Source organism: Pseudomonas sp. 29, assembly GCF_002754355.1.
Taxonomy (GTDB): Bacteria; Pseudomonadota; Gammaproteobacteria; order Pseudomonadales; family Pseudomonadaceae; genus Aquipseudomonas; species Aquipseudomonas neuropathica.
The window spans coordinates 3,882,139-3,907,357 of the sequence record NZ_PEEY01000001.1; the positions used below are offsets into that span (position 1 = coordinate 3,882,139).

A 25,219-nucleotide genomic window follows, 5' to 3' on the forward strand; every position below is an offset into this window, starting at 1 on the left:
CCTCAGGCGGCGTTCTTGAGTTTCGGGTCCAGCGCATCGCGCAGACCGTCGCCCATCAAGTTGATTGCCAGCACGCTGAGCAAAATGGTCAAACCAGGCAGGCTCACCACCCACCAGGCGCGTTCGATGTAGTCACGGGCCGAGGCCAGCATGGTGCCCCACTCAGGGGTTGGCGGTTGTACGCCAAGGCCGAGGAAGCCCAACGCTGCGGCATCGAGAATCGCCGACGAGAAGCTCAGGGTCGCCTGCACGATCAGCGGCGCCATGCAGTTGGGCAACACGGTGATGAACATCAGACGTGGCAGACCGGCACCGGCCAGGCGCGCGGCGGTCACGTAGTCGCGGTTCAGTTCGCCCATCACCGCGGCACGGGTCAGACGCACATAGGACGGCAGCGAAACCACAGCGATAGCGATCACGGTGTTGATCAGGCCAGGGCCGAGGATGGCGACAATCGCCACCGCCAGCAGCAGCGACGGCAGGGCCAGCATGATGTCCATCAGACGCATGATGGTCGGGCCGATCATCTTCGGGAAGAAACCGGCGAACAGACCGAGCAGGATCCCCGGAATCAGCGACATCACTACCGACGACAAGCCGATCAGCAGCGACAGACGCGAGCCCTGGATCAGACGCGACAGCAGGTCACGCCCCAGTTCATCGGTGCCGAGCAGGAATTGCATCTGCCCGCCTTCCAGCCACGCCGGCGGCGTCAGCAGGAAGTCGCGGTATTGCTCGCTCGGGTTATGCGGCGCAACCCACGGCGCGAACAGCGCGCAGAAGATGATCAGCAGCATGAACATGAGGCCGGCAACTGCGCCCTTGTTCTTCGAGAAGGCTTGCCAGAATTCTTTGTACGGAGACGGGTACAGCAGGCTTTGATCCGCGTTTGGGGCGGACGTGTCTACTGAGGATGTTGGAGTGCTCATGGTATGGACCTCAGCGCTGATGACGGATGCGTGGGTTGGCAAAGCCGTAGAGGATGTCCACTACGAAGTTGACCAGAATCACCAGGCAGGCGATTAACAGGATGCCGTTTTGCACAACCGGGTAGTCCCGGGCGCCGATGGCTTCGATCAGCCATTTACCGATGCCGGGCCAGGAGAAAATCGTTTCGGTCAGAACCGCACCAGCGAGCAGGGTGCCGACTTGCAGGCCGACCACGGTGAGTACCGGAATCAGTGCGTTACGCAGACCGTGCACGAACACCACGCGCGACGGCGACAGGCCTTTGGCCCTGGCGGTGCGGATGTAGTCTTCACGCAGCACTTCGAGCATCGACGAACGGGTCATTCGCGCGATCACCGCCAGCGGAATGGTGCCGAGGACGATGGCCGGCAGGATCAGGTGATGCAGGGCATCGAAGAAGGCGCCGACGTCATCGGCCAGCAGCGTGTCGATCAGCATGAAACCAGTGCGCGGCTCGATGTCATAGAGCAGGTCGATGCGCCCGGAAACCGGGGTCCAGCCCAGGCTCACCGAGAAGAACATGATCAGGATCAGGCCCCACCAGAAGATCGGCATCGAATACCCCGCGAGGGAGATGCCCATCACCCCGTGGTCGAACAGGGATCCTCGCTTGAGTGCCGCAATTACCCCGGCCAGAAGCCCGAGAATGCCGGCGAACAGCAGGGCGGCCATGGACAGTTCCAGGGTCGCCGGGAAAAGGGAGGTGAACTCGGTCCATACGCTTTCACGTGTGCGCAGGGATTCGCCGAGATCGCCGTGAGCCAGTTTGCCGATGTAGTCCAGATACTGGGCATACAGCGGCTTGTTCAGACCTAGGCGTTCCATTGCCTGAGCGTGCATTTCGGGGTCGACCCGACGTTCGCCCATCATCACTTCCACGGGGTCGCCCGGAATCATGCGAATCAACGCGAAAGTCAGCAAGGTGATGCCGAAAAACGTGGGGATCAACAACCCCAGTCGGCGGGCAATAAAACTAAACATCGTGTGTGGTACCTCATCAGCCGGTTAGGCGTGCCCGGCATCCCTGGGGTCAGGGACGCCGGGAGTTTCTTATCTACTTCACCTGGGTAGTGGCGAAGTTATTAGTGGTGAGAGGGCTGATGTGATAGCCCTCTACGTTGTTACGCATTGCAGTAAACATCCTGGTGTGGGCCATGCTGATCCATGGCTGATCCTGATTAAACAGCACTTGCGCCTGTTCGTAGAGCTTTGCGCGTTCGGCCGGATCTACTTTAGCCCGTGCTTCATCCAGCAGTGCCTGGAATTTCTCGTTGCACCAGCGAGCGTAGTTCTCGCCATTTTTTGCCGCTTCGCAACTGAGCATAGGCGTCAGGAAGTTATCCGGGTCGCCGTTGTCGCCCGCCCATCCGGCCGAGACCATATCGTGTTCGCCGGCCTTGGCGCGTTTAAGCATTTCGCCCCATTCCATCACGCGAATGTCGATCTTGATCCCGACTTTCGCCAGGTCAGCCTGCATCATTTGCGCGCCGAGCATCGGGTTGGGGTTGGTCGGACCGCCACCGTTGCGGGTGAACAGGGTAAACACGGTGCCTTCCGGAACCCCGGCTTCCTTGAGCAGCTTGCGGGCGGCGTCGAGGTCACGTGGCGGGTTCTTCATGTCGTGGTTGTAGCCGAGCAGGGTCGGCGGGTACGGGTTGACCGCGACCGACGCATTGCCTTTGCCGAACAGCGCGTTGACATAGGCTTCTTTGTCGAAGGCGATATCGATCGCCTTACGCACGCGTACGTCACTCATGTACTTGTGCTGGGTGTTCATGGCGATGTACGAGACGGTCATCGCGTCGAGCTCATCGACTTTCAGGTTGCTGTCTTTCTTGATGCTCGGGATGTCATCCGGTTTCGGATACAGGGCGATCTGGCACTCGTTGGCCTTGAGCTTCTGCAGGCGCACGTTGTTGTCGGTGGCGATCGCCAGGATCAGCGCATCAGCCGGCGCCTTGCCACGGAAGTAATCTGGGTTGGCCTTGAAACGCACCTGCGCGTCTTTTGCATAACGCTGGAAGATGAACGGGCCGGTGCCGATCGGCTTGTTGTTCAAGTCACCTGTCTTGTTGGCCTTGAGCAATTGGTCGGCGTATTCGGCCGGGTAGATCGAGGAGAACGCCATCGCGATGTCGGCCAGGAACGGCGCTTCGCGGCGGGTCAGGGTGAACTTGACGGTGTTGTCGTCGACTTTTTCGACGTTTTTCAGCAGTTCCTTGAAGCCCATGCTTTCAAAGTACGGGAAGCCCACGCTCGACAGTTTGTGCCATGGGTGATTCGGGTCCAGCTGACGCTGGAAGCTCCAGACCACGTCGTCGGCGTTCATGTCGCGGGTCGGCTTGAAATATTCGGTGGTGTGAAACTTGACGCCTTTGCGCAGGTGGAACGTGTAGGTCAGGCCGTCTTCGCTGATGTCCCAGGACTCGGCGAGAGCCGGGATCACTTCAGTGGTGCCGGGCTTGAAGTCGGCCAGGCGGTTGAAGATGGTTTCGGCCACAGCGTCCGCCGTGACTGCAGTTGTGTACTGGACCATATCGAAGCCTTCCGGACTGGCTTCGGTGCAGACCACCAAGGGTTTGGCCGAGACGCCGACAGCGACACTCAGCAACGCAGCCGCGATGGCCGCACGTAGGGGAAGCATTTTCATCGATAACCCTCTGCAATCGGTTGAAGACAAAAAGCCGAACGGCCGACTCATCATGAGTCAGCCGTCGGCTGGCGTTTTTACAGGATGTTGAATGGAATCGTGGTCACGAGACGGAACTCGTTGATGTTGCCGTCAGCCTGATGCTCGCTGGCGCGGTGCGTGGTGTACGTCGCGCGAATCGCGGTGGCTTTGAGCGGACCGCTCTGCACGGCGTAGGAAGCACCGATGCCGTATTCGTAGTGGGATTCGCCGTCCATCAGACTCAGATCGCCGCGCTTGTCATCTGGAATGGTGTAAGCGGTGCCACGGTAGTGAGTACCGTCGATGCCCCAGCCGCGAGCCTGGTAGATGTTGAACTTCAGACCTGGCACGCCATACTCGGCCATGTTGATGCCGTAGGCGATCTGGAAGGATTTCTCGTTCGGGCCGTTGAAGTCCGACAGCAGGGAGTTGGCCAGGTAGATGCCGTTGGTTTCGTGCAGGTAGTCGAAGTACTCGTTACCGTTCACTTGCTGATACGAGAAGGTCAGGCTGTGGGCCTGGTGGGTCAGTCCCAAGGACAGCGAGTAGGTATCGTTGTCGATGTTGCCCATCAACTTTTTGCCTTCGTCGACGGTCTTGTAGTAGTTCAGGCCGGTGGTCAGGCTCAATACCTGGCTGTCACCCAATTCGTGGGTTCCGCCGAAGTAGTACTGGTTCCAGAAGTCTTCGACGTTGGCGACGTACAGGCTGGTTTTCAGGCTTTTGAGCGGCTGATAGTTCACGCCCGCGGTGTAGACCTTGTCGGTTTCTTCGCCGTTGGCGCCGTATTCGGAACGGAATTTCGACAGGCTCTGCTCGGTACGTGGCGAGACGCGGTCGAAACCGGCGAGGTCGAACGACAGGTTGTTCAACTCTTCGCTATGCAGACTGATCCCTTCAAAGCTCGAAGGCAGCGGACGGTTGCCGATAACATCGACAATCGGCGTGCTGAAGTTCTGGCGACCTGCGGTCAACGTGGTGTTGGACACGCGGAACTTGACGTTGGCCAGACCCAGTTTGCTCCACTGGTCGACCGCATCACCGTCGGAATGGGCGAGGGTGCGGTTGGAGCCGCCAGCAATATCCTTGCGGTCACGGTCGAGAACGATGGCGTTGTAAGCGGCAACTTCGGTGCTCACGCCAACGGTGCCTTGGGTGAAGCCCGAGGTGTAGTTGACGATGGTGCCCTGAACCCAGTTGATACGACGCGGGGTCTTTGTTCTTACCGTTGGCGAGGTGTATTTGTCGCTGTTTTTCACGTAGCTGAAGCTGTCGTCACGACGACGCAGTTCATTGGCGTACCAGTTACGGGTTGTGCCGCCCAGGCTTTGTCCATCGATAAAGCCTTTGGCCTCGCTTTGGGCGCTACTGCCGGCCAATGTGGTAGGGACGAACTCCTGACTTGCAGGTTCTGCGTACGCCGTGGCGGTGATGCTGCTAATGGCCAGGGCCAGTATCGCGGTGCTGCTCAGTTTCATGGGTGAAGCTCCTTTACTTTCTTTTTATGCCGGCTTTTTTTTGGTATGCCGGTTATTGGTTTAGAACTCGTTCACACATCGCAAACGTTTGCCAAAAGCCGGATTGGCGAATTTCGGCAAAGCGCTTGCGTGAGGGGCTAGACAGCGCCCCCCAGCATTGCGGCTAATCATTTGGTTTAATCGATACCGACACCCGAGAACACGTTGCGACCGAACGGGCTGACTTTGAAGCCCTCGATCCTGGCGCTTAACGGTTGGTTGACCGTCGAGTGGGCGACAGGCGTGATTGGCACTTGCTGTTTAAGCAATTGCTGAGCCTGTTTGTAGAGCACGGTGCGTTGGTCGCGGTCGGTGACGACCTTGGCCTCTTTGATCAGCTTGTCGTAAGCCGGATCGCACCACATGGAGTAGTTGTTGCCGCCGATGGCATCGCAGCTGTACAGCGTGCCGAGCCAGTTGTCCGGATCCCCGTTGTCACCGGTCCAGCCGATCAGGCTGACGTCGTGCTCGCCGTTCTTGGTGCGCTTGATGTACTCGCCCCATTCGTAGCTGACGATTTTCACTTTCAGACCGATCTTGGCCCAGTCCGCCTGGAGCATTTCGGCCATCAGTTTGGCGTTCGGGTTGTACGGGCGCTGCACCGGCATCGCCCACAGGGTGATCTCGGTGCCCTCTTTGACACCGGCAGCCTTGAGCAGCTCTTTGGCTTTTTCCGGGTTGTAGGCGGCGTCTTTGATGCTGTCGTCGTAGGACCACTGGGTCGGCGGCATGGCGTTCACGGCCAGTTGGCCGGCGCCTTGATAAACAGCGTTGAGAATCCCTTGTTTATTCACCGCCATGTCCAGCGCCTGGCGCACTTCGAGCTGGTCGAATGGCTTGTGGCGAACGTTGTAGGCGATGTAGCCGAGGTTGAAACCCGGCTTGGAGATCAATTGCAGTTTCGGATCGGCCTTCAGCGCTTCAACATCGGCAGGGCGCGGGTGCAGGGTGATCTGGCATTCGCCAGCCTTGAGCTTCTGAACGCGCACCGAGGCGTCGGTGTTGATCGCAAAGATCAGGTTATCGAGTTTGACCCGGCTCGGATCCCAGTAATGTTGATTACCGGTGTAACGAATGTTCGAGTCTTTCTGATAACTCTTGAACACGAACGGCCCGGTGCCGATCGGTTTCTGGTTGATGTCGCTTGGCTTGCCTTCGGCCAGCAGCTTGTCGGCGTATTCGGCGGACAGGATGGCGGCGAAGCTCATGGCGATGTTCTGGATGAACGCGGCGTCGACGCTGTTGAGCGTGAACTCCACGGTCAGCGGCCCGGTCTTCTCGACCTTGGCGATGTTCTTGTTCAGGCTCATCCCGTTGAAATACGGGAACTCGGTTGGATAAGCCTTACGGAAAGGTTGTTGCGCATCGAGCATGCGATTAAACGTGAACAGCACGTCGTCGGCGTTGAAATCGCGAGTTGGCTTGAAGTACGGCGTTGTATGAAATTTCACACCTTCACGCAGGTGAAAGGTGTACTTGAGACCATCCTCGGAAATGTCCCACTTGGTCGCCAGACCGGGTACGACATTGGTCGCGCCTTTTTCGAACTCGACGAGACGGTTGTAGATCGGTTCGGCGGCGTCGTTATCGGTCGCTGTTGTGTACTGCGCGGTATCGAAACCGGCCGGGCTGCCTTCAGAGCAGAACACCAGGCTTTTGCTGGCGGCGAAACTGGCGGACGAGGCGGCCAACAGGCCGGCACCCAGCAATGCGGAATAAATCAAGGTATGGCGCATGACGCTCCCTCTTTTTTTAGTGTTGTTCAATGCACCGTCACCTCATCCAGAGACGTTTTGGTTGCATCGAGCTCAATCCAGTACGTACGGCAAACCGGTGGCCCACGCAGACACTGGTCAGTACCCGACGGTAGGGGCCGCGGTTCTGGCAGTAAATGCGTAAATGCCTTAAATCTCGTAGGAAAAGGCGACGCGTCCTATACCTCTGCGGTAATCCGCAGCGGAATTGGTTGTAGGTAATTTCCTAACTTCTCGGCAGGTAAAACAACGGCGACGTTATAAACGTCGCCGCTGCAGTGCCTTATTTGCTGACGCTGACGCCGTAGAAGGAGTTCAAGCCGAATGGGCTGATCTTGAAATCCTGCACGTTGGCGCGCATGGGTTGGTACACCGTCGAGTGAGCGATAGGTGTCATCGGGACTGCATCTTTCAGGACGTGTTGCGCCTCTTTGTACAGTTCGGTGCGCTTGGCCTGGTCGGTTGTACGCTTGGCTTCTTTGACGAGGCCGTCGAACTTCTTGTCGCACCACTTGGAGAAGTTGTTGCCGCTGAGCGAGTCGCAGCCGAACAGCACATTCAGCCAGTTGTCCGGATCACCATTGTCACCGCTCCAGCCAATGATCATGGCCTGGTTCTCGCCACCTTTGGAACGCTTGATGTACTCGCCCCATTCGTAGCTGGTGATCTTCACTTTCAAGCCGATCTTGGCCCAGTCGGACTGGAGCATTTCAGCCATCAGTTTGGCGTTCGGGTTGTACGGACGCTGCACCGGCATCGCCCACAGAACGATTTCGGTACCTTCCTTGACGCCAGCTTCCTTCAGCAGTTGCTTGGCTTTCTCAGGATCGTACTTGGCGTCCTTGATGGTGGTGTCGTAAGACCATTGGGTCGGCGGCATGGCGTTGACAGCCAGTTGGCCGGCGCCCTGGTAAACCGAGTCGATGATCTGTGGCTTGTTGACGGCCATGTCCAGCGCCTGACGTACGCGCAGGTCGGCCAGCGGGTTGGCTTCGTTGCTGCCCTTGACCTTGTCCATCACGTTGTAGGCGATGTAACCCAGGTTGAAACCGGCCTGGTCAGGCATCTTCAGGGTCTTGTCTTCTTTCAGCGCTTTCAGATCGGCCGGACGCGGGAACAGGGTGACCTGGCACTCGTTCTTTTTCAGCTTCTGAATACGCACCGACGGGTCGGTGGTGATGGCGAAGATCAGGTTGTCGATCTTCACATCCTCAGGCTTCCAGTAATCCTTGTTGCCGGTGTAACGGATGTTGGAGTCTTTCTGATAGCTCTTGAACACGAACGGACCAGTGCCGATCGGCTTCTGGTTGATGTCGGCAGCCTTGCCTTCTTTCAGCAGCTGCGCTGCGTACTCGGCGGACTGTACCGAGGCGAAGCTCATGGCCATGTTCTGGATGAACGCCGCGTCGACTTCTTTCAGAGTGAACTTGACGGTGTGGTCGTCGACTTTATCGATCTTGGTGATGTTGGTGTCCATCCCCATGTCGGTGAAGTACGGGAATTCGGTCGGGTACGCCCTACGGAACGGGTCATCCTTGTTAATCATGCGATTGAAGGTGAACAGCACGTCGTCGGCGTTGAACTCACGAGTCGGCTTGAAATACGGGGTGGTGTGGAACTTGACGCCTTCACGCAGGTGGAAGGTGTAAGTCAGGCCGTCATCGGAGATGTCCCACTTGGTCGCCAGACCAGGAATCACGGCGGTGCCGCCGCGCTCGAACTGGGTCAGGCGGTTGAACATGGTTTCGGCTGAGGCGTCGAAGTCGGTTCCGGTGGTGTACTGGCCTGGGTCGAAACCGGCCGGGCTGCCTTCGGAGCAGAACACCAGGTTAGTCGCAGCGGATGCGAAAGGTGCGGAGGCTAACAAGCCTGCGCCGACTAAAAACGGAATGACCGCGTGTTTAAGCATGTTGGCCTCATGATTTGTTGTCATTTTTTAGTTGTGAGGTACGACCTCGTGAGTCGTGCCTGCGGATACTTATGCAGGGGCCATACCCATTGCAAGATCCAGAACGACTGCCGGCCACAAAGCGTGGCACGAACGTACCTTAATGTCGCATCTGTGTAACTTCTGACGCATTTGACCGTTTGCGGGTGGTTTTTACGGTGCAAATGAAGCCCCAAAACGGTGCGTTGGTCACGTTGTGCGCGCCGCCTTGGGGCTTGGTGTTACTTATTTATACCCACGCCATAGAAGGGGGTAAGACCGAACGGGCTGATCCGGAAGTCAGTGACCTCCTTGCGCAGCGGCTGGAACACCGTGGAGTTGGCAATCGGTGTGATCGGCACCTGCTGTTTCAGGATCAGTTGCGCCTGTTGATACAGTTTTACCCGTTGATCTTTGTCGGTGGCCAACTTGGCCTGTTGCACCAGTTTGTCGTAGGCCGGATCGCACCATTTGGCGTAGTTGCTGCCTTTTACCGCCGCGCAGCTGTAGAGCACGCCCAGCCAGTTGTCCGGGTCACCGTTGTCACCCGTCCAACCATAAATCATGGCGTCGTGTTCGCCATTTTTCGCGCGTTTGATGTACTCGCCCCATTCGTAGCTGACGATGTTGGCCTTGATGCCGATTTTCTCCCAATCCTGCTGGATCATCTGCGCCGACATCCGCGCATTCGGGTTTGAGGCGCGTTGCACTGTCATCGCCCAAAGGTTGATGGTTGTACCCGGCGCAACCCCTGCTTCTTTCAGTAGCACCCGCGCTTTTACCGGGTCGTAGGGAGCGTCCTTGATATTCGGGTCATACGACCATTGCGCCGGCGGCAAGGCGTTTTGCGCCAACTGGCCGGCGCTTTGGTAGACAGCTTTGATGATTGCCGGTTTGTCGATGGCCATGTCCAGCGCCTGCCGCACCTTGAGCTGGTCGAGTGGCGCGTGGGTGGTGTTGTAGGCGAGGAAGCCGAGGTTGAAACCGGCCTGTTTGAGCACGCGCAGATTCGGGTCTTTTTCCATCACTTCGATGTCGGCCGGGCGTGGGTAGCCGCTGACCTGGCATTCGCCGGCCTTGAGTTTTTGCAGGCGCACGGCGGCGTCCGGGGTGATCGAGAAAATCAGGTTGTCGATTTTCACGTCTTCGGGTTTCCAGTAGGCCGTGTTGGCGGCGTAGCGGATTTGCGAGTCCTTTTGGTAGCGCTTGAACACGAACGGGCCGGTGCCGATCGGTTTCTGGTTGAGGTCGGCGGCTTTGCCTTCCTTCAACAGTTGCGCGGCGTATTCGGCTGATTGCACCGAGGCGAAGCTCATGGCGAGGTTTTGCACGAACGCGGCGTCGACGTTGTTGAGGTTGAAGCGCACGGTTTGCTCGTCGAGTTTTTCTACCGATTTGATTGTGGTGTTGAGGCCCATGTCGGTGAAGTAGGGGGATTCGGCGGGGTAGGCCTTGCGGAAGGCGTTATCCGGGTCGAGGAGGCGCTGGAAGGTGAAGAGCACGTCGTCGGCGTTGAAGTCTCGGGTCGGTTTGAAGTAGTCGGTGGTGTGGAATTTTACGTTTTGGCGTAGGTGGAAGGTGTATTGCAGGCCGTCGCTGGAGACGTCCCATTTTGTCGCCAGGCCGGGTTCGATGTCGGTGCCGCCGCGTTTGAATTGGGTGAGGCGGTTGAAGACGGTTTCGGCGGAGGCGTCGAAGTCGGTGCCGCTGGTGTATTGGCTGGGGTCGAAGCCTGCGGGGCTGGCTTCGGAGCAGTAGACCAGGGTTGTGGCGGCGTTTGCCAGCGGGGCTATGGTTGTTAGTGCGAGGGTGATTAATAGTGGTTTTAGAGTGAATCTTGGCATGGAGTCCCCGCGGAGATTGGAGGTGGTGGTTTTTTGAGGGTAGCGGGGATTTGGGGGTGTTCGGAAATATCGTTTTTCCTGTTGGAGTGTCTATCTCGGTATATGTAGGGGCTTTTTTGGGTACATATCCGTTGCTGCGGTAACGGCTGCTTAGGGTTTCGCCCTGACGGCGACTCACTTTTTTTCAAACGCCAAAAAAAGTAAGCAAAAAACGCTTGCTCCTACGTTCGGCCCGCTCGCTGGGGCTCGGGGTTCCTTCGCTGCGGGATCGATCCGGGCGCAGCGTCTCCGGTTTGCTTCGCTGCACCTACTCCCGCTGTGTTTGGCTGCGCCAAACGGTCGCTGCGCTCCCACGCCCGGATCAATCCCTCCGCTCAGCCTTCCGACGTCGCCGGTGGGTCAAGATCAAAAGCAGGCGAGCTGACACTCGGCCTATTGAGTGGTGAAAAGCGGGTGTTCGGCTTTGGTTTTGTGGTGGATTTGCCCCTCACCCCAGCCCTCTCCCGGAGGGAGAGGGGGCCGATTTGTGTGTTTTTCAAAGCCTCAGTTCGACGCGGTATTGCACGTCGGCGTAACTCTCCCAAACACCACGGTCAGTCCCCCTCTCCCTCTGGGAGAGGGCTAGGGTGAGGGTTGGCTTTTGGCTGTTTAAATCTGATGCAAATAACCAGAACCTTCCCACAAGGTTTTCAGGTTGTCCGTCGGACGTGCGCTCTTTAGGCTCTGGGTGTCGCTGAAAACTCAGCGATCGGGAGGTGAGATTCCCGGTTATTGAATTTGGAAACCTGCACAAGCCCCTCCATAATCGCCGCCAGCTCATGCTGTCAGCAGTTTTTATGGCGGCTATGTACGGGCGGACTTTTGTCCGGCCGGGTTGGTTTCCTTACCGGTAATCTCACTCCGTGCATAGTTGCCACCTCATTTCTCGAGTGAGATCGGAAATGAATGGCGTCAGTTCATAAGGAAATTTTCCATGGATAAATTGATACCTGACCCACCCCTCGATACCCCACTCGAAGACGCCATCCGCGCCGAAGACCAGATCAAAACCCGCGAAGCCATCAAACGCGCCCTGGATTTCTACCTCAGCCCCGACCCGGTCAAACCCCGGCAGCCCAGCACGATGTTCCTGATCCAGCCGAACATCGACACCGAAAGCCTGCTGGCGCATGCCTGTGAGTCACTGGCGTCGGCGAACACGTTAACCGGTAACTTTGCCGATCAACTGGGCCGGCCCGAGCGCAATACGGCGTTGGCGATTCAGCAGATCATCATGCTGGCCGAGCTGGCGGTGAATCGGGCGCTGGATCGGGTTGACCCGCAGACCTGAGACCGCGTTATCGTTCTTCGCGAGCAAGCTCGCTCCCACAGGTGGAATGCATTTCAAACTGTGGGAGCGAGCTTGCTCGCGAAGACGGTGGTTCATCCACAGCAAATCCCAGGCACAAAAAAACCGCCGATCATTCACCGATCGGCGGTTTTTCATTCAGCGCAAATCAAATCACTGCATCAACACTTCAATCGAGCCATCTGCCGTCATGCTCACCTGGCTAGTGCCCGCTTCAACTTCCGGCGTCACTGGCGCCGAATCCATCGCCGCCGCTTTCATCATCATCGGTGCGCGCAGGTACGGTTGTGGATAACCGTTGCTGTTGAGGTTCAGGTTGACGATTTTGTAGCCCTTGCCGCCCAGTGCGTCGGTGGCCAGTTGGGCGCGGGCCTTGAAGGCGGTCACTGCTTCTTTGAGCAACTGGTCTTCACTGGATTTGCGGGTCGGGTCGGCGATGGCGAAGTCCATGCCGCCCATTTTCAGGTCGCCCAGCAGTTCGCCGGTGAGTTTGGACAGGGCGGCGAAGTCGGCGCTTTCCAGACGCAGTTCCGCGCGCTCACGCCAGCCGGTGATTTTCTGGCCTTTGGTGTCGTAGATCGGGTAACTGTTGCGGCTACCCTGGCGCAGGGTGATGTCTTTGACTTGCTTGGCCTGGGCCAGGGCCTTGTTCATGGTGGTGCTGACGTCGGCGGCGAGTTTGGCCGGGTCGGTGTTTTGTTCTTCGGTGTAGAGGGTGACGATCATCAGGTCGCGGGCGACTTCCGTGCTGACTTCGGCGCGCAGGGAAATCTGGTTGTAGTGCAGCTCATCGGCGGCCAGGGCCGGAAGGCTGGCGATGCTGCCGACGGTCAGGGCGAGAAGGGCGGCGCTGCGGCGAAATGTGTGCATGAAAGCTCCTTGATGAGGGCGCAGGTGATGGTTCGGGGGCCTGCGTGAAACCATCAGACTCTAGCTTTTATGATCCGGTTCGCCCAGTTACAACTTCTATACAGATGGCCGGGGCTGCTGCGCAGCCCTTCGCGAGCAGGCTCGCTCCCACAGGGGAATGCATTTCAAAGGTGGGAGCGAGCCTGCTCGCGAAGGCGTCCTTATAGCCGCCGAAGATGTTTCCGCCATGTGGTCGTTTGCCGCACTTTCGCCTCTCAAGGCCGCGCGTTGGTTATACTCCGTGCGATCCGCCTGGAGCGCTCATCAGGAGAGCTCATGCTCGCCCCCGTACAACTGACTTCCGCCACTCGCCAGAACCTCTGGCGGCTGACTTTCATCCGCACCCTGGTGCTCGCCGCGCAGGCTGGCTCCGTAGGCCTGGCCTACTGGCTGCAATTGTTGCCGTTGCCGTGGGTGCAACTGGCGATGACCCTTGGCTGCTCGACGCTGCTCTGCGTGTTCACTGCCGTGCGTTTGCGCACTTCGTGGCCGGTGACCGAACTCGAATATGCGCTGCAACTGGCCTGTGATCTGGTGATCCACAGTGCGCTGCTGTATTTCTCCGGCGGTTCGACCAATCCGTTTGTTTCCTACTACCTGGTGCCGCTGACCATCGCCGCCGTGACGCTGCCATGGCGCTATTCGGTGATCCTGTCCGGCATCGCGCTGGCGCTGTACACCGTGATGCTGACGCGTTTCTATCCGCTGGAAACCTTGCCGGTCGCCCGTGAAAACCTGCAGATCTACGGCATGTGGCTGAGCTTTGCGCTGGCCGCTGCGGTGATCACCTTCTTCGCCGCGCGCATGGCTGAGGAGCTGCGCCGTCAGGAAGAATTACGCGCGATTCGCCGTGAAGAAGGCCTGCGCGATCAGCAACTGCTCGCCGTCGCCACCCAAGCCGCTGGCGCTGCCCATGAACTCGGCACGCCGTTGGCGACCATGAGCGTGTTGCTCAAGGAAATGCAGCAGGACCATCCCGACCCGATGCTGCAGGATGATCTGAAGGTGCTGCAGGATCAGGTCAAACTCTGCAAGGAGACCTTGCAGCAACTGGTGCGGGCCGCCGAGGCCAACCGGCGTCTGGCTGTCGAGATGCAGGACGTCACCGACTGGCTCGACGAAGCGCTGAACCGCTGGCACCTGATGCGTCCGGAGGCCAGTTATCGCTTCCACCGTCTCGGCCAAGGCACCGTGCCGCGCATGGCGCCGCCGCCGGATCTGACCCAGGCCTTGCTGAATCTGCTCAACAACGCCGCCGACGCCTGCCCGGAAAACCTCAAGGTGACCCTGGACTGGGACGCGGAAACCGTGACCATCAGCATTCGTGACCACGGCGCCGGTGTGCCGCTGGCCATCGCCGAACAGATCGGCAAACCGTTTTTTACCACCAAGGGCAAAGGTTTCGGCCTGGGCCTGTTTTTGAGCAAGGCCAGCGTGACACGCGCCGGCGGCTCAGTGAAACTCTATAGTCATGAGGAAGGCGGCACGCTCACCGAGCTGCGCCTGCCCCACGGCGCCCGAGGAGACCAACATGAGTGACGAAATCCAAGTCGAAGGCGAAGAGCTGCCGCATTTGCTGCTGGTCGATGACGACGCAACGTTCACCCGAGTAATGGCCCGTGCCATGGCTCGCCGTGGCTTTCGCGTCAGCACCGCAGGTTCTGCCGAAGAAGGCCTGACCATCGCCCAGGCCGATCTGCCTGATTACGCCGCGCTCGACCTGAAAATGGACGGCGATTCCGGTCTGGTGCTGCTGCCCAAGCTGCTGGAGCTGGACCCGGAAATGCGCGTGGTGATCCTCACCGGTTACTCGAGCATTGCCACCGCGGTCGAAGCGATCAAGCGCGGCGCCTGCAATTACCTGTGCAAACCCGCCGATGCCGACGACGTGCTGGCCGCGCTGCTGTCCGAACACGCCGACCTCGACAGTCTGGTGCCGGAAAACCCGATGTCGGTCGACCGCCTGCAGTGGGAACACATCCAGCGCGTGCTCACCGAGCACGAAGGCAACATCTCCGCCACTGCCCGCGCCTTGGGCATGCACCGCCGCACCCTGCAGCGCAAACTGCAGAAGCGCCCGGTTCGTCGCTGAACCTGCGCTGAACGACTATCGCCAGCCCTCGCGATAAAACGCACCGATCATCTATGATCGGTGCGTGTCTGTTCTTTCCTATTTCGAGCCTTATCCATGAATCAGAACGCTGAATATTCCGCGGTCAACGATGCTGTGCGCGGGCAGTTTTTTCGCAAGGTTTGGGCGATGATCACGCCTTACTGGCGCAGCGAAGAGAAGGGCAAGGCCTGGACGCTGCTGATTGCCGTGATCGCGCTTACGCTGTTCAGCGTATGGATCGCGGTGTGGCTCAACAGTTGGTACAAGGATTTTTACAACGCCTTGCAGAAGAAGGACGAGGCGGCCTTCTGGCAGTTGATCCTGTATTTCTGCGGTATCGCGGCGGTGGCGATTCTCGGCTCCGTGTATCGCCAGTATCTGACGCAAATGCTGACCATCCGCTGGCGTTCCTGGCTCACCGAAAAGCATTTCACCCGGTGGTTGGAGCACAAGAACTACTACCAACTGGAGCAGGGTGGCTATACCGATAACCCGGACCAGCGGATCTCCGAAGACCTTAATAAATTCACGGCCAACACACTGGCCCTTGGCTTGGGTCTGATCCGCACAGTCGTCAGTCTGGTGTCGTTCTCGATCATCCTGTGGGGCGTTTCCGGAAGCATTGAGGTGTTCGGTTTCACGGTTCCCGGTTACATGTTCTGGTGTGCATTGGTGTACGCGGTGATTGGTAGTTGGCTGACGCATTTGATTGGCAGGCGTCTGATCGGTTTGAACAACAACCAGCAACGTTTTGAAGCCGACCTGCGTTTCTCGATGGTGCGGGTTCGCGAGAATGCAGAGAGTATCGCCTTGTACAACGGCGAACCGAATGAAAACCGGCGCCTGAGTAACCGTTTCGGGCTGGTCTGGCACAATTTCTGGGACATCATGCGAGTGTCCAAGCGGCTGACGTTTTTTACCTCGGGTTATGAGCAGATCGCGATCATTTTTCCGTTCATGGTGGCTGCCCCACGGTACTTCAGCGGCAAAATCGAACTCGGTGAGCTGATGCAAATCAACTCGGCCTTCGGCAATGTGCAAGAGAACTTCAGCTGGTTCATCAGTGCTTATCAGGGACTGGCAGAGTGGCGCGCTACGTGTGACCGGTTGCTGAGTTTCCGCAATGCGATGAGCAACAACGAAGAACGCACCCCGGCCATCGATGTGCAGAATCAGGGCAGCGAATTGAAGGTGCACAACCTCGGTCTGGATCTGGCCGATGGTCGCCATCTGTTGACCAGTGCCGACATGACTGTGGAACCCGGCGAGCGGGTTATGCTCAGCGGCCGTTCTGGCAGCGGCAAGTCGACGCTGCTGCGGGCGATGGGGCATTTGTGGCCGGCGGGGCACGGCAACATTCGTTTGCCGGCGGCGCGGTATCTGTTCCTGCCGCAGAAACCGTATCTGCCGATCGGCACTCTGCGCGAGGCGTTGAGTTATCCACAGCCGGGCGACAGTTACGCGCCGGAGCGTTATGCACAAGTGCTGGAAACCTGCCGCTTGCCGCATCTGATTGGGCGACTGGACGAGGCCAATCACTGGCAACGCATGCTCTCGCCGGGTGAGCAGCAACGACTGGCTTTCGCCCGTGCGTTGCTTTACGCACCGCAGTGGCTGTACATGGATGAGGCGACTTCGGCGATGGATGAAGAGGATGAAGCGACGCTTTATCAGGCGCTGATCGATCAGTTGCCGGGGCTGAGCATTGTCAGCGTTGGCCATCGCAGCAGCTTGAAACGCTTCCATCCACGGCACGTGCGGATCGACAGCGGCCATTTGGTTGAACAGACCGTGACTGCCTGATCACCGTTAAACCCCTGTAGGAGTGAGCCTGCTCGCGATAGCGTTGGGTCAGTCACATTGATGCTGAATGTGCGGACGTCATCGCGAGCAGGCTCACTCCTACATAAAGCGATGTAAACCGGAAAGTGATCGTACAACCCGCTTGAGCTATGATGCCCCCAAGCCGAATTTTCGAGACAAGATGCACACCATGGAAAACCTGATCGACACCCCGCGTCTCCCGCGCAAGCGCCGCAGCCTGGCCCAGGAATTGGTGACGGTGCTGAGCGAGCAGATCCGCGATGGCCTGCTCAAGCGCGGTGACAAACTGCCTACCGAGTCGGCGATCATGGAAGCCCATGGCGTCAGCCGCACCGTGGTGCGCGAGGCGATTTCCCGTTTGCAGGCGGCCGGTCAAGTGGAGACCCGCCACGGCATCGGCACGTTTGTGCTCGACACGCCAAGCCCGAGTGGTTTCCGTATCGACCCGGCCACCGTCGTCACCCTGCGTGACGTGTTGGCGATTCTCGAATTGCGCATCAGCCTCGAAGTCGAATCTGCCGGCCTTGCCGCGCAACGTCGCAGCGCCGAGCAACTGGCGACCATGCGCGCCGCCCTTGATGCGCTCAACGAAAGCGCTGCCCATGCCAGTGATGCTGTTGCTTCGGACTTTGCCTTCCACCTGGAAATCGCCCTGTCCACCGGCAACCGTTACTTCACCGACATCATGACCCACCTGGGCACCAGCATCATTCCGCGTACGCGGCTGAATTCGGCACGACTGGCCCATGATGATCAGCAGCACTACATGAGCCGCCTGAGCCGTGAGCACGAAGAAATCTACGACGCGATTGCCCGCCAGGATTCAGATGCCGCGCGTGCGGCGATGCGTCTGCACCTGACCAACAGCCGTGAAAGACTGCGCCAGGCTCATGAAGAGGCACAGGCGCAGCGGGGTTAAGCCGTCAGGCCTCGATCCGCAACGTCAACGCCTGCGAAAACGGCTCCATACTCGACTCATCGACAAACTTGTAGCGCAATTCGACGTCCGTGTTCAGGTACGGACGCAGTGCCTCTTTGGGGATCTGCAATTCGATCCCCATTAGTTTCTCCATCTCGTCTTCAGCATCGTCCCAGGTGCCGGTATCCACTTCTTCGCCTGCCCACAGGGGCGTTTCCGGGTCGTCGCCGAGAATCGGGTAAACGCTCCAGTTCGCCGGGAAGTCGCTGGAATCCGGGACGAGTGCGGTCAACACATCGGGCAGTGTCGATAGCTGAAGCGTGAGGATGTCGGAGGACGAAGCGGCGATTTGCGAAAGGGTCGGGGCAGCGTAATTCGTGGACATTTCGGTTTCCTTCGGTGGTCCGCCACGATCCTTCGTGGCAGTCGTCGCACCTTACCCGGCGTGGTAGCTGCGCTCAGTAAACGAATCTTGACCAGACATTTCTGCAATGTAGCCCAGTAAAAACGGGCCTTTACGCTGATTCGCCATTTGGCTTAAACACTTTTGTCCGACAAAAAACCACCCACAACGATGAAATGCAGTTGACGGTTATCTTTTAAGTTGTACGATGACCTACAACTTCAGCGAAGGCTGAACGGTCCACTCACAAAAAACGTTGCTACCAGGGTGTTCGAATAATGAATCCACAAGAACTGAAGTCCATCCTCTCTGCCGGCCTGCTGTCCTTCCCGGTGACCGATTTCAACGCGCAGGGCGATTTCAACCGCGCGGGCTACATCAAACGCCTGGAATGGCTGGCTCCGTATGGCGCTTCAGCCTTGTTCGCCGCCGGTGGCACCGGTGAGTTCTTCTCCCTGGCCGCCAGCGAATACTCGGAAATCATCAAGACTGCCGTCGACACCTGCGAAACCAGCGTGCCGATTCTGGCCGGCGTCGGCGGTTCGACTCGCCAGGCCATCGAATACGCTCAGGAAGCCGAGCGTCTGGGCGCCAAAGGCTTGTTGCTGCTGCCGCACTACCTGACCGAAGCCAGCCAGGACGGCGTTGCCGCTCACGTTGAAGCCGTGTGTAAATCGGTCAACATCGGCGTGGTCGTCTACAACCGCAACGTTTGCCGCCTCAACGCGCCGCTGCTGGAACGTCTGGCCGAGCGCTGCCCGAACCTGATCGGTTACAAGGATGGCTTGGGCGATATCGAGTTGATGGTGTCGATCCGTCGCCGCCTCGGTGATCGCTTCAGCTACTTGGGTGGTCTGCCGACCGCCGAAGTCTACGCCGCGGCCTACAAGGCGCTGGGCGTGCCGGTTTACTCCTCGGCGGTGTTCAACTTCATCCCGAAAACCGCGATGGACTTCTACCACGCGATCGCCCGTGAAGATCACGCCACTGTCGGTAAGATCATCGACGACTTCTTCCTGCCTTACCTCGACATCCGCAACCGCAAGGCCGGTTACGCCGTGAGCATCGTCAAGGCAGGCGCGAAAATCGCCGGCTATGACGCAGGCCCGGTGCGGGCGCCGCTGACCGATCTGACTGGCGAAGAGTACGAAATGCTCGCCGCGCTGATCGACAAGCAAGGTGCGCAGTAACACCCGATAAAAGCGAGGCCGCTGAGCAATCAGCGGCTTTTTGCGTGAAGGCTTTGAGATGTGAGGGCTGCCCCTGTGACAACTGCAAAACGCTACGACAACTACATCAACGGTGAATGGATTGCCGGTGCCGACTACTCGGCCAACATCAACCCTTCGGAACTGAGTGACACCATCGGCGACTACGCCAAGGCTGATCTGACTCAGGTTCACGCCGCCATCGACGCCGCCCGCGCCGCGTTCCCGGCGTACTCGACTTCGGGCATTCAGGCCCGCCACGATTCGCTGGATAAAGTCGGCAGCGAAATTCTCGCCCGTCGCGAAGAGCTCGGCACCCTGCTGGCCCGGGAAGAGGGCAAGACCCTGCCCGAAGCCATCGGTGAAGTGACCCGCGCCGGCAACATCTTCAAATTCTTCGCCGGTGAATGCCTGCGCTTGTCCGGCGACTACGTGCCGTCGGTGCGCCCGGGCGTCAACGTTGAAGTGACTCGCGAAGCGCTGGGCGTGGTCGGTCTGATCACCCCGTGGAACTTCCCGATCGCGATTCCTGCGTGGAAAATCGCCCCAGCCCTGGCCTACGGCAACTGCGTGGTATTGAAACCCGCCGATCTGGTTCCGGGCTGTGCCTGGGCATTGGCGGAAATCATCTCCCGCGCCGGCTTCCCGGCTGGCGTGTTCAACCTGGTGATGGGCAGCGGTCGCGTGGTTGGCGATGCGTTGGTGCAGAGCCCGAAAGTCGACGGCATCAGCTTCACCGGTTCGGTGGGCGTGGGTCGTCAGATCGCCGTTAACTGCGTGTCGCGTCAGGCGAAAGTGCAGCTGGAAATGGGCGGCAAGAACCCGCAGATCATTCTTGACGACGCCGACCTCAAACAAGCGGTCGAGCTGTCGGTGCAGAGCGCGTTCTACTCCACCGGTCAGCGTTGCACGGCTTCCAGCCGCTTGATCGTCACTGCCGGGATCCACGACAAATTCGTCGAAGCCATGGCCGAGCGCATGAAGTCGATCAAGGTCGGCCACGCGCTGAAATCCGGTACCGATATTGGTCCAGTGGTTTCGCAAGCGCAGCTGGAACAGGACATGAAGTACATCGACATCGGCCAGTCCGAAGGTGCGCGTCTGGTCAGCGGCGGCGGTCTGGTGACCTGCGACACCGAAGGCTACTTCCTCGCGCCAACGCTGTTTGCCGACAGTGAAGCGTCGATGCGCATCAGCCGCGAAGAAATCTTTGGCCCGGTGGCCAACATCGTTCGCGTGGCCGATTACGACGCGGCGCTGGCGATGGCCAACGACACCGAGTTCGGTCTGTCGGCGGGTATTGCGACCACCTCGCTGAAGTACGCCAACCACTTCAAACGTCATTCGCAGGCCGGGATGGTGATGGTCAACCTGCCGACCGCTGGCGTCGATTACCACGTTCCGTTCGGTGGCCGTAAAGGTTCATCCTATGGCTCACGTGAGCAAGGCCGTTATGCGCAAGAGTTCTACACGGTCGTGAAGACCAGTTACATCGGTTCCTGATAAGGCAATACCCCTGTAGGAGCAGTCTTCGGCAGCTCCTACAGGGAAGACCAAAGAAGATTCACCCGCGCATAAAAATAATCAGTGGGAGTACATCTACATGCAATCGTCCAAGCCGACTCACGTCCGCTATTTGATCCTGCTCATGCTGTTTCTGGTGACCACGATCAACTACGCCGACCGCGCCACGATCGCCATCGCCGGCTCCAGCCTGCAAAAAGATCTGGGCATTGACGCGGTTACCCTCGGCTATATCTTCTCCGCATTCGGTTGGGCCTATGTGGCCGGGCAAATCCCCGGTGGCTGGCTGCTCGATCGCTTCGGCTCGAAAAAAGTCTATGCCCTGAGCATTTTCACCTGGTCGCTGTTCACCGTGCTGCAAGGCTTTGTCGGTGAGTTCGGCATGTCCACGGCGATCGTTGCGCTGTTCATGCTGCGCTTTCTGGTCGGTCTGGCTGAAGCGCCGTCGTTCCCCGGTAATGCGCGCATCGTGGCGGCATGGTTCCCGACCGCCGAGCGCGGTACGGCTTCGGCGATCTTCAACTCGGCGCAATACTTTGCCACCGTGTTGTTCGCTCCGCTCATGGGCTGGATCGTTTACTCCTTCGGCTGGGAACACGTGTTTATCGTCATGGGCGTGTTCGGCATCGTCTTCTCTGGCATCTGGCTGAAGGTTATCCACAGCCCACGTCAACACCCGCTGGCCAACGAAGCGGAAGTGCAGTTCATTGCCGACAACGGCGGCATGGTCGACATGGACGTCAAGCAAGGCAAAAAGGCTGATGGTCCGAAATGGGATTACATCCGTCAGTTGCTGACCAACCGCATGATGCTCGGTGTGTATCTGGGTCAATACTGCATCAACGGCATCACCTATTTCTTCCTGACCTGGTTTCCGGTGTACCTGGTACAAGAGCGTGGGATGACCATTCTCAAGGCCGGTTTCATTGCCTCGCTACCGGCGATCTGCGGTTTCATCGGCGGCGTGCTCGGCGGGGTGATTTCCGATTACTTGTTGCGCAAAGGCCACTCGCTGACCTTCGCCCGCAAGGCACCGATCATCGCTGGCCTGCTGGTTTCCAGCAGTATCGTCGCCTGCAACTATGTTGATGTGGAATGGATGGTGGTTGGCTTCATGGCTCTGGCCTTCTTCGGCAAAGGCGTTGGCGCACTCGGTTGGGCAGTGGTCTCCGACACTTCGCCAAAACAGATCGCCGGCCTGAGCGGAGGCCTGTTCAACACCTTTGGCAACATCGCATCGATCACCACGCCGATCGTGATTGGCTACATCATCAGCTCCACTGGCTCGTTCAAATGGGCGCTGGTGTTTGTCGGTGCCAACGCACTGGTGGCGGTGTTCAGCTACTTGGTCATCGTTGGCCCGATCAAACGCGTGGTCCTCAAAGAGCCGCCAACCAATGGCGGTACTGAAGCCACCGGTAAATTGTCTCAAGCGCATTCCTGAGGAGCGGCGTCATGCAGTTGATTGAACATTCCGACTCGCCGCGCCACATCCGCCTGCACGAGCGGGACAATGTGGTGGTCGTGGTCAACGACCAGGGCGCACCGGCCGGCACTGAGTTTGCCGATGGCCTGGTGACGCTGGAATTTGTGCCGCAGAGCCACAAGGTCACCCTCGAAGATATTCCCGAGGGCGGCCAGGTGATTCGCTACGGTCAGGTGATTGGCTACGCGTTGCAGCCGATTCGCCGTGGCAGTTGGGTCAAGGAAGATCAACTGCGCATGCCGACCGCGCCGCCGCTGGACAGCCTGCCGCTGTCCACCGAGGTGCCGGACGCGCAGGCACCGCTGGAAGGCTTCACGTTCGAGGGTTATCGCAACGCTGACGGTACCGTCGGCACGCGCAATATTCTCGGCATTACCACCACGGTGCAGTGCGTCACCGGCGTGCTCGATCACGCGGTGAAACGCATCAAGGAAGAACTGCTGCCGAAGTACCCGCATGTCGATGACGTGGTGGCGCTGACTCACAGTTATGGCTGCGGCGTGGCGATCACTGCCACTGACGCCTACATCCCGATTCGTACCGTGCGCAACCTGGCGCGCAACCCGAACCTCGGTGGTGAAGCGCTGGTGATCAGTCTGGGCTGCGAGAAACTTCAGGCCGGGCAGGTGATGCATGAGGACGATGCGTCGGTGGATCTCAGCGATCCGTGGCTGTATCGCTTGCAGGATTCCAGTCACGGTTTTACCGAGATGATCGAGCAGATCATGGCGCTGGCCGAAGTCCGTTTGAAGAAACTCGACCAGCGCCGCCGCGAAACCGTGCCGGCCTCCGAGTTGATCCTCGGCATGCAGTGCGGCGGCAGCGATGCGTTTTCCGGGATCACCGCCAACCCGGCGCTGGGCTACGCCTCGGATTTGCTGTTGCGGGCGGGGGCGACGGTGATGTTTTCCGAAGTCACCGAAGTGCGCGATGCGATTTACCTGCTGACATCGCGCGCCGATAGCAAAACCGTCGCCGAGGAATTGGTGCGTGAGATGGACTGGTACGACCGTTATCTGGCCAAGGGTGAAGCGGATCGTAGCGCCAATACCACGCCCGGTAACAAGAAGGGTGGGCTGTCGAACATTGTCGAGAAGTCGCTGGGGTCGATCGTCAAATCCGGCAGCAGCGCGATCAATGGCGTGCTTGGCCCTGGCGAGCGGTTCAAGCAGAAGGGTTTGATTTTCTGTGCGACGCCGGCCAGTGATTTTGTCTGCGGGACGTTGCAGTTGGCGGCGGGGATGAACCTACATGTGTTCACCACCGGGCGGGGTACGCCGTATGGGTTGGCGATGGCGCCAGTGGTGAAGGTCTCTACGCGTACGGAGCTGGCGCAGCGTTGGCCTGATTTGATCGATATCGACGCCGGGCGAATTGCTACCGGGCGGGCGACCATCGAGGAGTTGGGTTGGGAGTTGTTCCACTTTTACCTGGATGTGGCGAGCGGCAAGCAGCAGACGTGGGCGGAGAAGCACAAGTTGCATAACGACATTACGTTGTTCAATCCGGCGCCGATTACTTGATGGTTTTGGGGGGGGCAAAAGTTACCCTCACCCCAGCCCTCTCCCGGAGGGAGAGGGGGCCGATCCGGGAATATTTAAGAAGTACATCGACCTGAAAGTGCTTTGCCGAATCCATAATCGACTCGGTCTTGCAGGTCGATGTATGACACAAGACACCTCGGTCAGTCCCCTCTCCCTCGGGGAGAGGGTTAGGGTGAGGGGCTTTTCAAGCTTTTGGCTTATCATTAGCCCCCTAACGACGCTCACCCAAGGCTCCCCGGCATGCTGGCAATCTTCCTCGAAACCCTGAACATCACCGCGCCGGTGTTTGCCATGCTGTTTCTCGGTGTGCTGCTCAAGCGCATCGACTGGATCAACGACAACTTCATCCACACGGCCTCGTCGCTGGTGTTCAACGTCACCATGCCGGCGCTGCTGTTCCTCGGCATTCTGCACGCCGACCTGCACGCCGCGTTGCAACCGTCCCTGTTGATCTACTTCTCCCTCGCCACCCTGGTGAGCTTCGCCGTGGCCTGGGGCTGGGCGATTTTCAAATGCCCGCGTGAAGATCGCGGCATCTACACCCAGGGCGCGTTTCGCGGCAACAACGGCGTGATTGGTCTCGCGTTGGCGGCAAGCATGTACGGCGATTACGGGATTTCCCTCGGGGCGATTCTCGCGGCGCTGGTGATCCTTTTCTACAACACCCTGTCGACCATCGTGCTGGCGGTGTACAGCCCGGTGATCAAATCCGATCCGTGGAGCATCTGCAAAAGCGTGTTCAGCAATCCGTTGATCATCAGCGTGATTGCGGCGGCGCCGTTTGCCTATTTCAAGATCGGTTTGCCGGGCTGGCTGGAGACTTCCGGCCAGTATCTGGCGCAGACCACCTTGCCATTGGCGCTGATCTGCATTGGCGGCACGTTGTCGCTGGCGGCATTGCGCAAGAGCGGTAGCATGGCGCTCAGTTCCAGCCTGGTGAAGATGATCGGTCTACCGGTGCTGGCGACGCTGGGGGCGTGGTTGTGGGGCTTTCGTGGGGCGGAGTTGGGGATTCTGTTTCTGTACTTCGGCAGCCCGACGGCGGCGGCGAGTTTTGTCATGGCCCGGGCGGCGCAGGGCAATCATGAGCTGGCGGCGGCGATCATTGTGTTGACCACGTTGATGGCGGCGATTACCACCAATATCGGGATCTTTGTTTTGCAATGGGGTGGGTGGATCTAGCCTGAATCTTGGGTTGCTCTCCCGGGCCTCTTCGCGAGCAAGCTCGCTCCCACATTTGAAATGCATTCCAATGTGGG

19 protein-coding genes are annotated in these 25,219 nt (G+C 58.8%); 10 read left to right on the forward strand and 9 right to left on the reverse strand.

Translation table 11 applies throughout. From position 1 onward, the window contains the following. Positions 1-2: 2 nt before the first annotated feature. The 7 genes from CLU80_RS17845 to CLU80_RS17875 form a co-directional block, all read right to left on the reverse strand. A complete protein-coding gene (locus CLU80_RS17845; protein WP_093435855.1) occupies positions 3-929 on the reverse strand; it encodes an ABC transporter permease subunit in 927 nt (308 codons plus the stop codon). 10 nt (positions 930-939) lie between these two features. Next, positions 940-1,950, reverse strand: a complete 1,011-nt coding sequence (locus tag CLU80_RS17850; protein WP_075947650.1) for an ABC transporter permease subunit — start codon at positions 1,948-1,950, stop codon at positions 940-942. 73 nt (positions 1,951-2,023) lie between these two features. Continuing rightward, the gene (locus tag CLU80_RS17855) at positions 2,024-3,619 is read right to left on the reverse strand and encodes an ABC transporter substrate-binding protein (protein WP_095125387.1); all 1,596 of its coding nucleotides are present in this window, start codon (positions 3,617-3,619) and stop codon (positions 2,024-2,026) included. Positions 3,620-3,696: 77 nt separating this feature from the next. Beyond that, positions 3,697-5,118 carry an OprD family porin gene (locus CLU80_RS17860; RefSeq protein ID WP_093435862.1) on the reverse strand — a complete coding sequence of 474 codons (1,422 nt, stop codon included), beginning with the start codon at positions 5,116-5,118 and terminating at the stop codon, positions 3,697-3,699. Positions 5,119-5,294: 176 nt separating this feature from the next. After that, a complete protein-coding gene (locus tag CLU80_RS17865; protein WP_093435865.1) occupies positions 5,295-6,893 on the reverse strand; it encodes an ABC transporter substrate-binding protein in 1,599 nt (532 codons plus the stop codon). A 301-nt stretch (positions 6,894-7,194) separates the two neighbouring features. Beyond that, positions 7,195-8,820, reverse strand: coding sequence for an ABC transporter substrate-binding protein (locus CLU80_RS17870; protein WP_099757989.1), 1,626 nt, complete (start codon positions 8,818-8,820; stop codon positions 7,195-7,197). Between the two features lie 260 nt (positions 8,821-9,080). Continuing rightward, a complete protein-coding gene (locus CLU80_RS17875; protein WP_099757990.1) occupies positions 9,081-10,682 on the reverse strand; it encodes an ABC transporter substrate-binding protein in 1,602 nt (533 codons plus the stop codon). A gap of 973 nt (positions 10,683-11,655) precedes the next feature. Here CLU80_RS17875 and CLU80_RS17880 point away from each other — a divergent pair. After that, positions 11,656-12,012 carry a DUF6124 family protein gene (locus CLU80_RS17880; protein WP_099757991.1) on the forward strand — a complete coding sequence of 119 codons (357 nt, stop codon included), beginning with the start codon at positions 11,656-11,658 and terminating at the stop codon, positions 12,010-12,012. A 171-nt stretch (positions 12,013-12,183) separates the two neighbouring features. Here CLU80_RS17880 and CLU80_RS17885 read toward each other — a convergent pair whose 3' ends face one another. Next, positions 12,184-12,900: an SIMPL domain-containing protein gene (locus CLU80_RS17885; RefSeq protein ID WP_016984326.1), complete on the reverse strand. Its 717-nt coding sequence runs from the start codon at positions 12,898-12,900 to the stop codon at positions 12,184-12,186. Between the two features lie 315 nt (positions 12,901-13,215). Between CLU80_RS17885 and CLU80_RS17890 the strand changes: the two genes are divergently transcribed. From CLU80_RS17890 to CLU80_RS17905, 4 genes are all read left to right on the forward strand, one after another. Beyond that, complete coding sequence (locus tag CLU80_RS17890) at positions 13,216-14,478, forward strand: ATP-binding protein (protein ID WP_038357512.1); 1,263 nt, start codon at positions 13,216-13,218, stop codon at positions 14,476-14,478. Continuing rightward, positions 14,471-15,031, forward strand: coding sequence for a response regulator transcription factor (locus tag CLU80_RS17895; RefSeq protein ID WP_003221630.1), 561 nt, complete (start codon positions 14,471-14,473; stop codon positions 15,029-15,031). The genes CLU80_RS17890 and CLU80_RS17895 overlap by 8 nt, the downstream gene beginning before the upstream one ends. A gap of 96 nt (positions 15,032-15,127) precedes the next feature. Further along, a complete protein-coding gene (locus CLU80_RS17900; protein WP_099757992.1) occupies positions 15,128-16,855 on the forward strand; it encodes an ABC transporter ATP-binding protein/permease in 1,728 nt (575 codons plus the stop codon). Positions 16,856-17,045: 190 nt separating this feature from the next. Then, the gene (locus CLU80_RS17905; protein WP_175559635.1) at positions 17,046-17,795 is read left to right on the forward strand and encodes a FadR/GntR family transcriptional regulator; all 750 of its coding nucleotides are present in this window, start codon (positions 17,046-17,048) and stop codon (positions 17,793-17,795) included. 4 nt (positions 17,796-17,799) lie between these two features. Here the strand turns inward: CLU80_RS17905 and CLU80_RS17910 are convergent, their stop codons facing one another. Next, entirely contained in the window at positions 17,800-18,180 is a 381-nt protein-coding gene (locus CLU80_RS17910; protein WP_099757993.1) for a hypothetical protein, read from the reverse strand. A 296-nt stretch (positions 18,181-18,476) separates the two neighbouring features. Here CLU80_RS17910 and kdgD point away from each other — a divergent pair, with 296 nt between their 5' ends. The 5 genes from kdgD (at position 18,477) to CLU80_RS17935 (ending at position 25,142) form a co-directional block, all read left to right on the forward strand. Continuing rightward, positions 18,477-19,388, forward strand: a complete 912-nt coding sequence (gene kdgD / locus CLU80_RS17915; RefSeq protein WP_093435890.1) for a 5-dehydro-4-deoxyglucarate dehydratase — start codon at positions 18,477-18,479, stop codon at positions 19,386-19,388. Positions 19,389-19,463: 75 nt separating this feature from the next. Further along, positions 19,464-20,909 (forward strand): aldehyde dehydrogenase family protein, encoded by a 1,446-nt coding sequence (locus CLU80_RS17920; protein ID WP_099757994.1) that lies wholly within the window; start codon positions 19,464-19,466, stop codon positions 20,907-20,909. Positions 20,910-21,009: 100 nt separating this feature from the next. Further along, entirely contained in the window at positions 21,010-22,374 is a 1,365-nt protein-coding gene (locus tag CLU80_RS17925; RefSeq protein ID WP_034154459.1) for an MFS transporter, read from the forward strand. Between the two features lie 11 nt (positions 22,375-22,385). Beyond that, entirely contained in the window at positions 22,386-23,939 is a 1,554-nt protein-coding gene (garD, locus tag CLU80_RS17930) for a galactarate dehydratase (RefSeq protein ID WP_099757995.1), read from the forward strand. A gap of 261 nt (positions 23,940-24,200) precedes the next feature. After that, positions 24,201-25,142, forward strand: a complete 942-nt coding sequence (locus tag CLU80_RS17935) for an AEC family transporter (protein ID WP_099757996.1) — start codon at positions 24,201-24,203, stop codon at positions 25,140-25,142. The last annotated feature ends 77 nt before the right edge of the window (positions 25,143-25,219 follow it).

Coding starts and splice junctions, on each gene's coding strand:
- CLU80_RS17845 (WP_093435855.1), bottom strand. CDS start 929: ATGAGCACTCCAACATCCTCAGTAGACACGTCCGCCCCAAACGCGGAT.
- CLU80_RS17850 (WP_075947650.1), bottom strand. CDS start 1,950: ATGTTTAGTTTTATTGCCCGCCGACTGGGGTTGTTGATCCCCACGTTT.
- CLU80_RS17855 (WP_095125387.1), bottom strand. CDS start 3,619: ATGAAAATGCTTCCCCTACGTGCGGCCATCGCGGCTGCGTTGCTGAGT.
- CLU80_RS17860 (WP_093435862.1), bottom strand. CDS start 5,118: ATGAAACTGAGCAGCACCGCGATACTGGCCCTGGCCATTAGCAGCATC.
- CLU80_RS17865 (WP_093435865.1), bottom strand. CDS start 6,893: ATGCGCCATACCTTGATTTATTCCGCATTGCTGGGTGCCGGCCTGTTG.
- CLU80_RS17870 (WP_099757989.1), bottom strand. CDS start 8,820: ATGCTTAAACACGCGGTCATTCCGTTTTTAGTCGGCGCAGGCTTGTTA.
- CLU80_RS17875 (WP_099757990.1), bottom strand. CDS start 10,682: ATGCCAAGATTCACTCTAAAACCACTATTAATCACCCTCGCACTAACA.
- CLU80_RS17880 (WP_099757991.1), top strand. CDS start 11,656: ATGGATAAATTGATACCTGACCCACCCCTCGATACCCCACTCGAAGAC.
- CLU80_RS17885 (WP_016984326.1), bottom strand. CDS start 12,900: ATGCACACATTTCGCCGCAGCGCCGCCCTTCTCGCCCTGACCGTCGGC.
- CLU80_RS17890 (WP_038357512.1), top strand. CDS start 13,216: ATGCTCGCCCCCGTACAACTGACTTCCGCCACTCGCCAGAACCTCTGG.
- CLU80_RS17895 (WP_003221630.1), top strand. CDS start 14,471: ATGAGTGACGAAATCCAAGTCGAAGGCGAAGAGCTGCCGCATTTGCTG.
- CLU80_RS17900 (WP_099757992.1), top strand. CDS start 15,128: ATGAATCAGAACGCTGAATATTCCGCGGTCAACGATGCTGTGCGCGGG.
- CLU80_RS17905 (WP_175559635.1), top strand. CDS start 17,046: ATGGAAAACCTGATCGACACCCCGCGTCTCCCGCGCAAGCGCCGCAGC.
- CLU80_RS17910 (WP_099757993.1), bottom strand. CDS start 18,180: ATGTCCACGAATTACGCTGCCCCGACCCTTTCGCAAATCGCCGCTTCG.
- kdgD (WP_093435890.1), top strand. CDS start 18,477: ATGAATCCACAAGAACTGAAGTCCATCCTCTCTGCCGGCCTGCTGTCC.
- CLU80_RS17925 (WP_034154459.1), top strand. CDS start 21,010: ATGCAATCGTCCAAGCCGACTCACGTCCGCTATTTGATCCTGCTCATG.
- garD (WP_099757995.1), top strand. CDS start 22,386: ATGCAGTTGATTGAACATTCCGACTCGCCGCGCCACATCCGCCTGCAC.
- CLU80_RS17935 (WP_099757996.1), top strand. CDS start 24,201: ATGCTGGCAATCTTCCTCGAAACCCTGAACATCACCGCGCCGGTGTTT.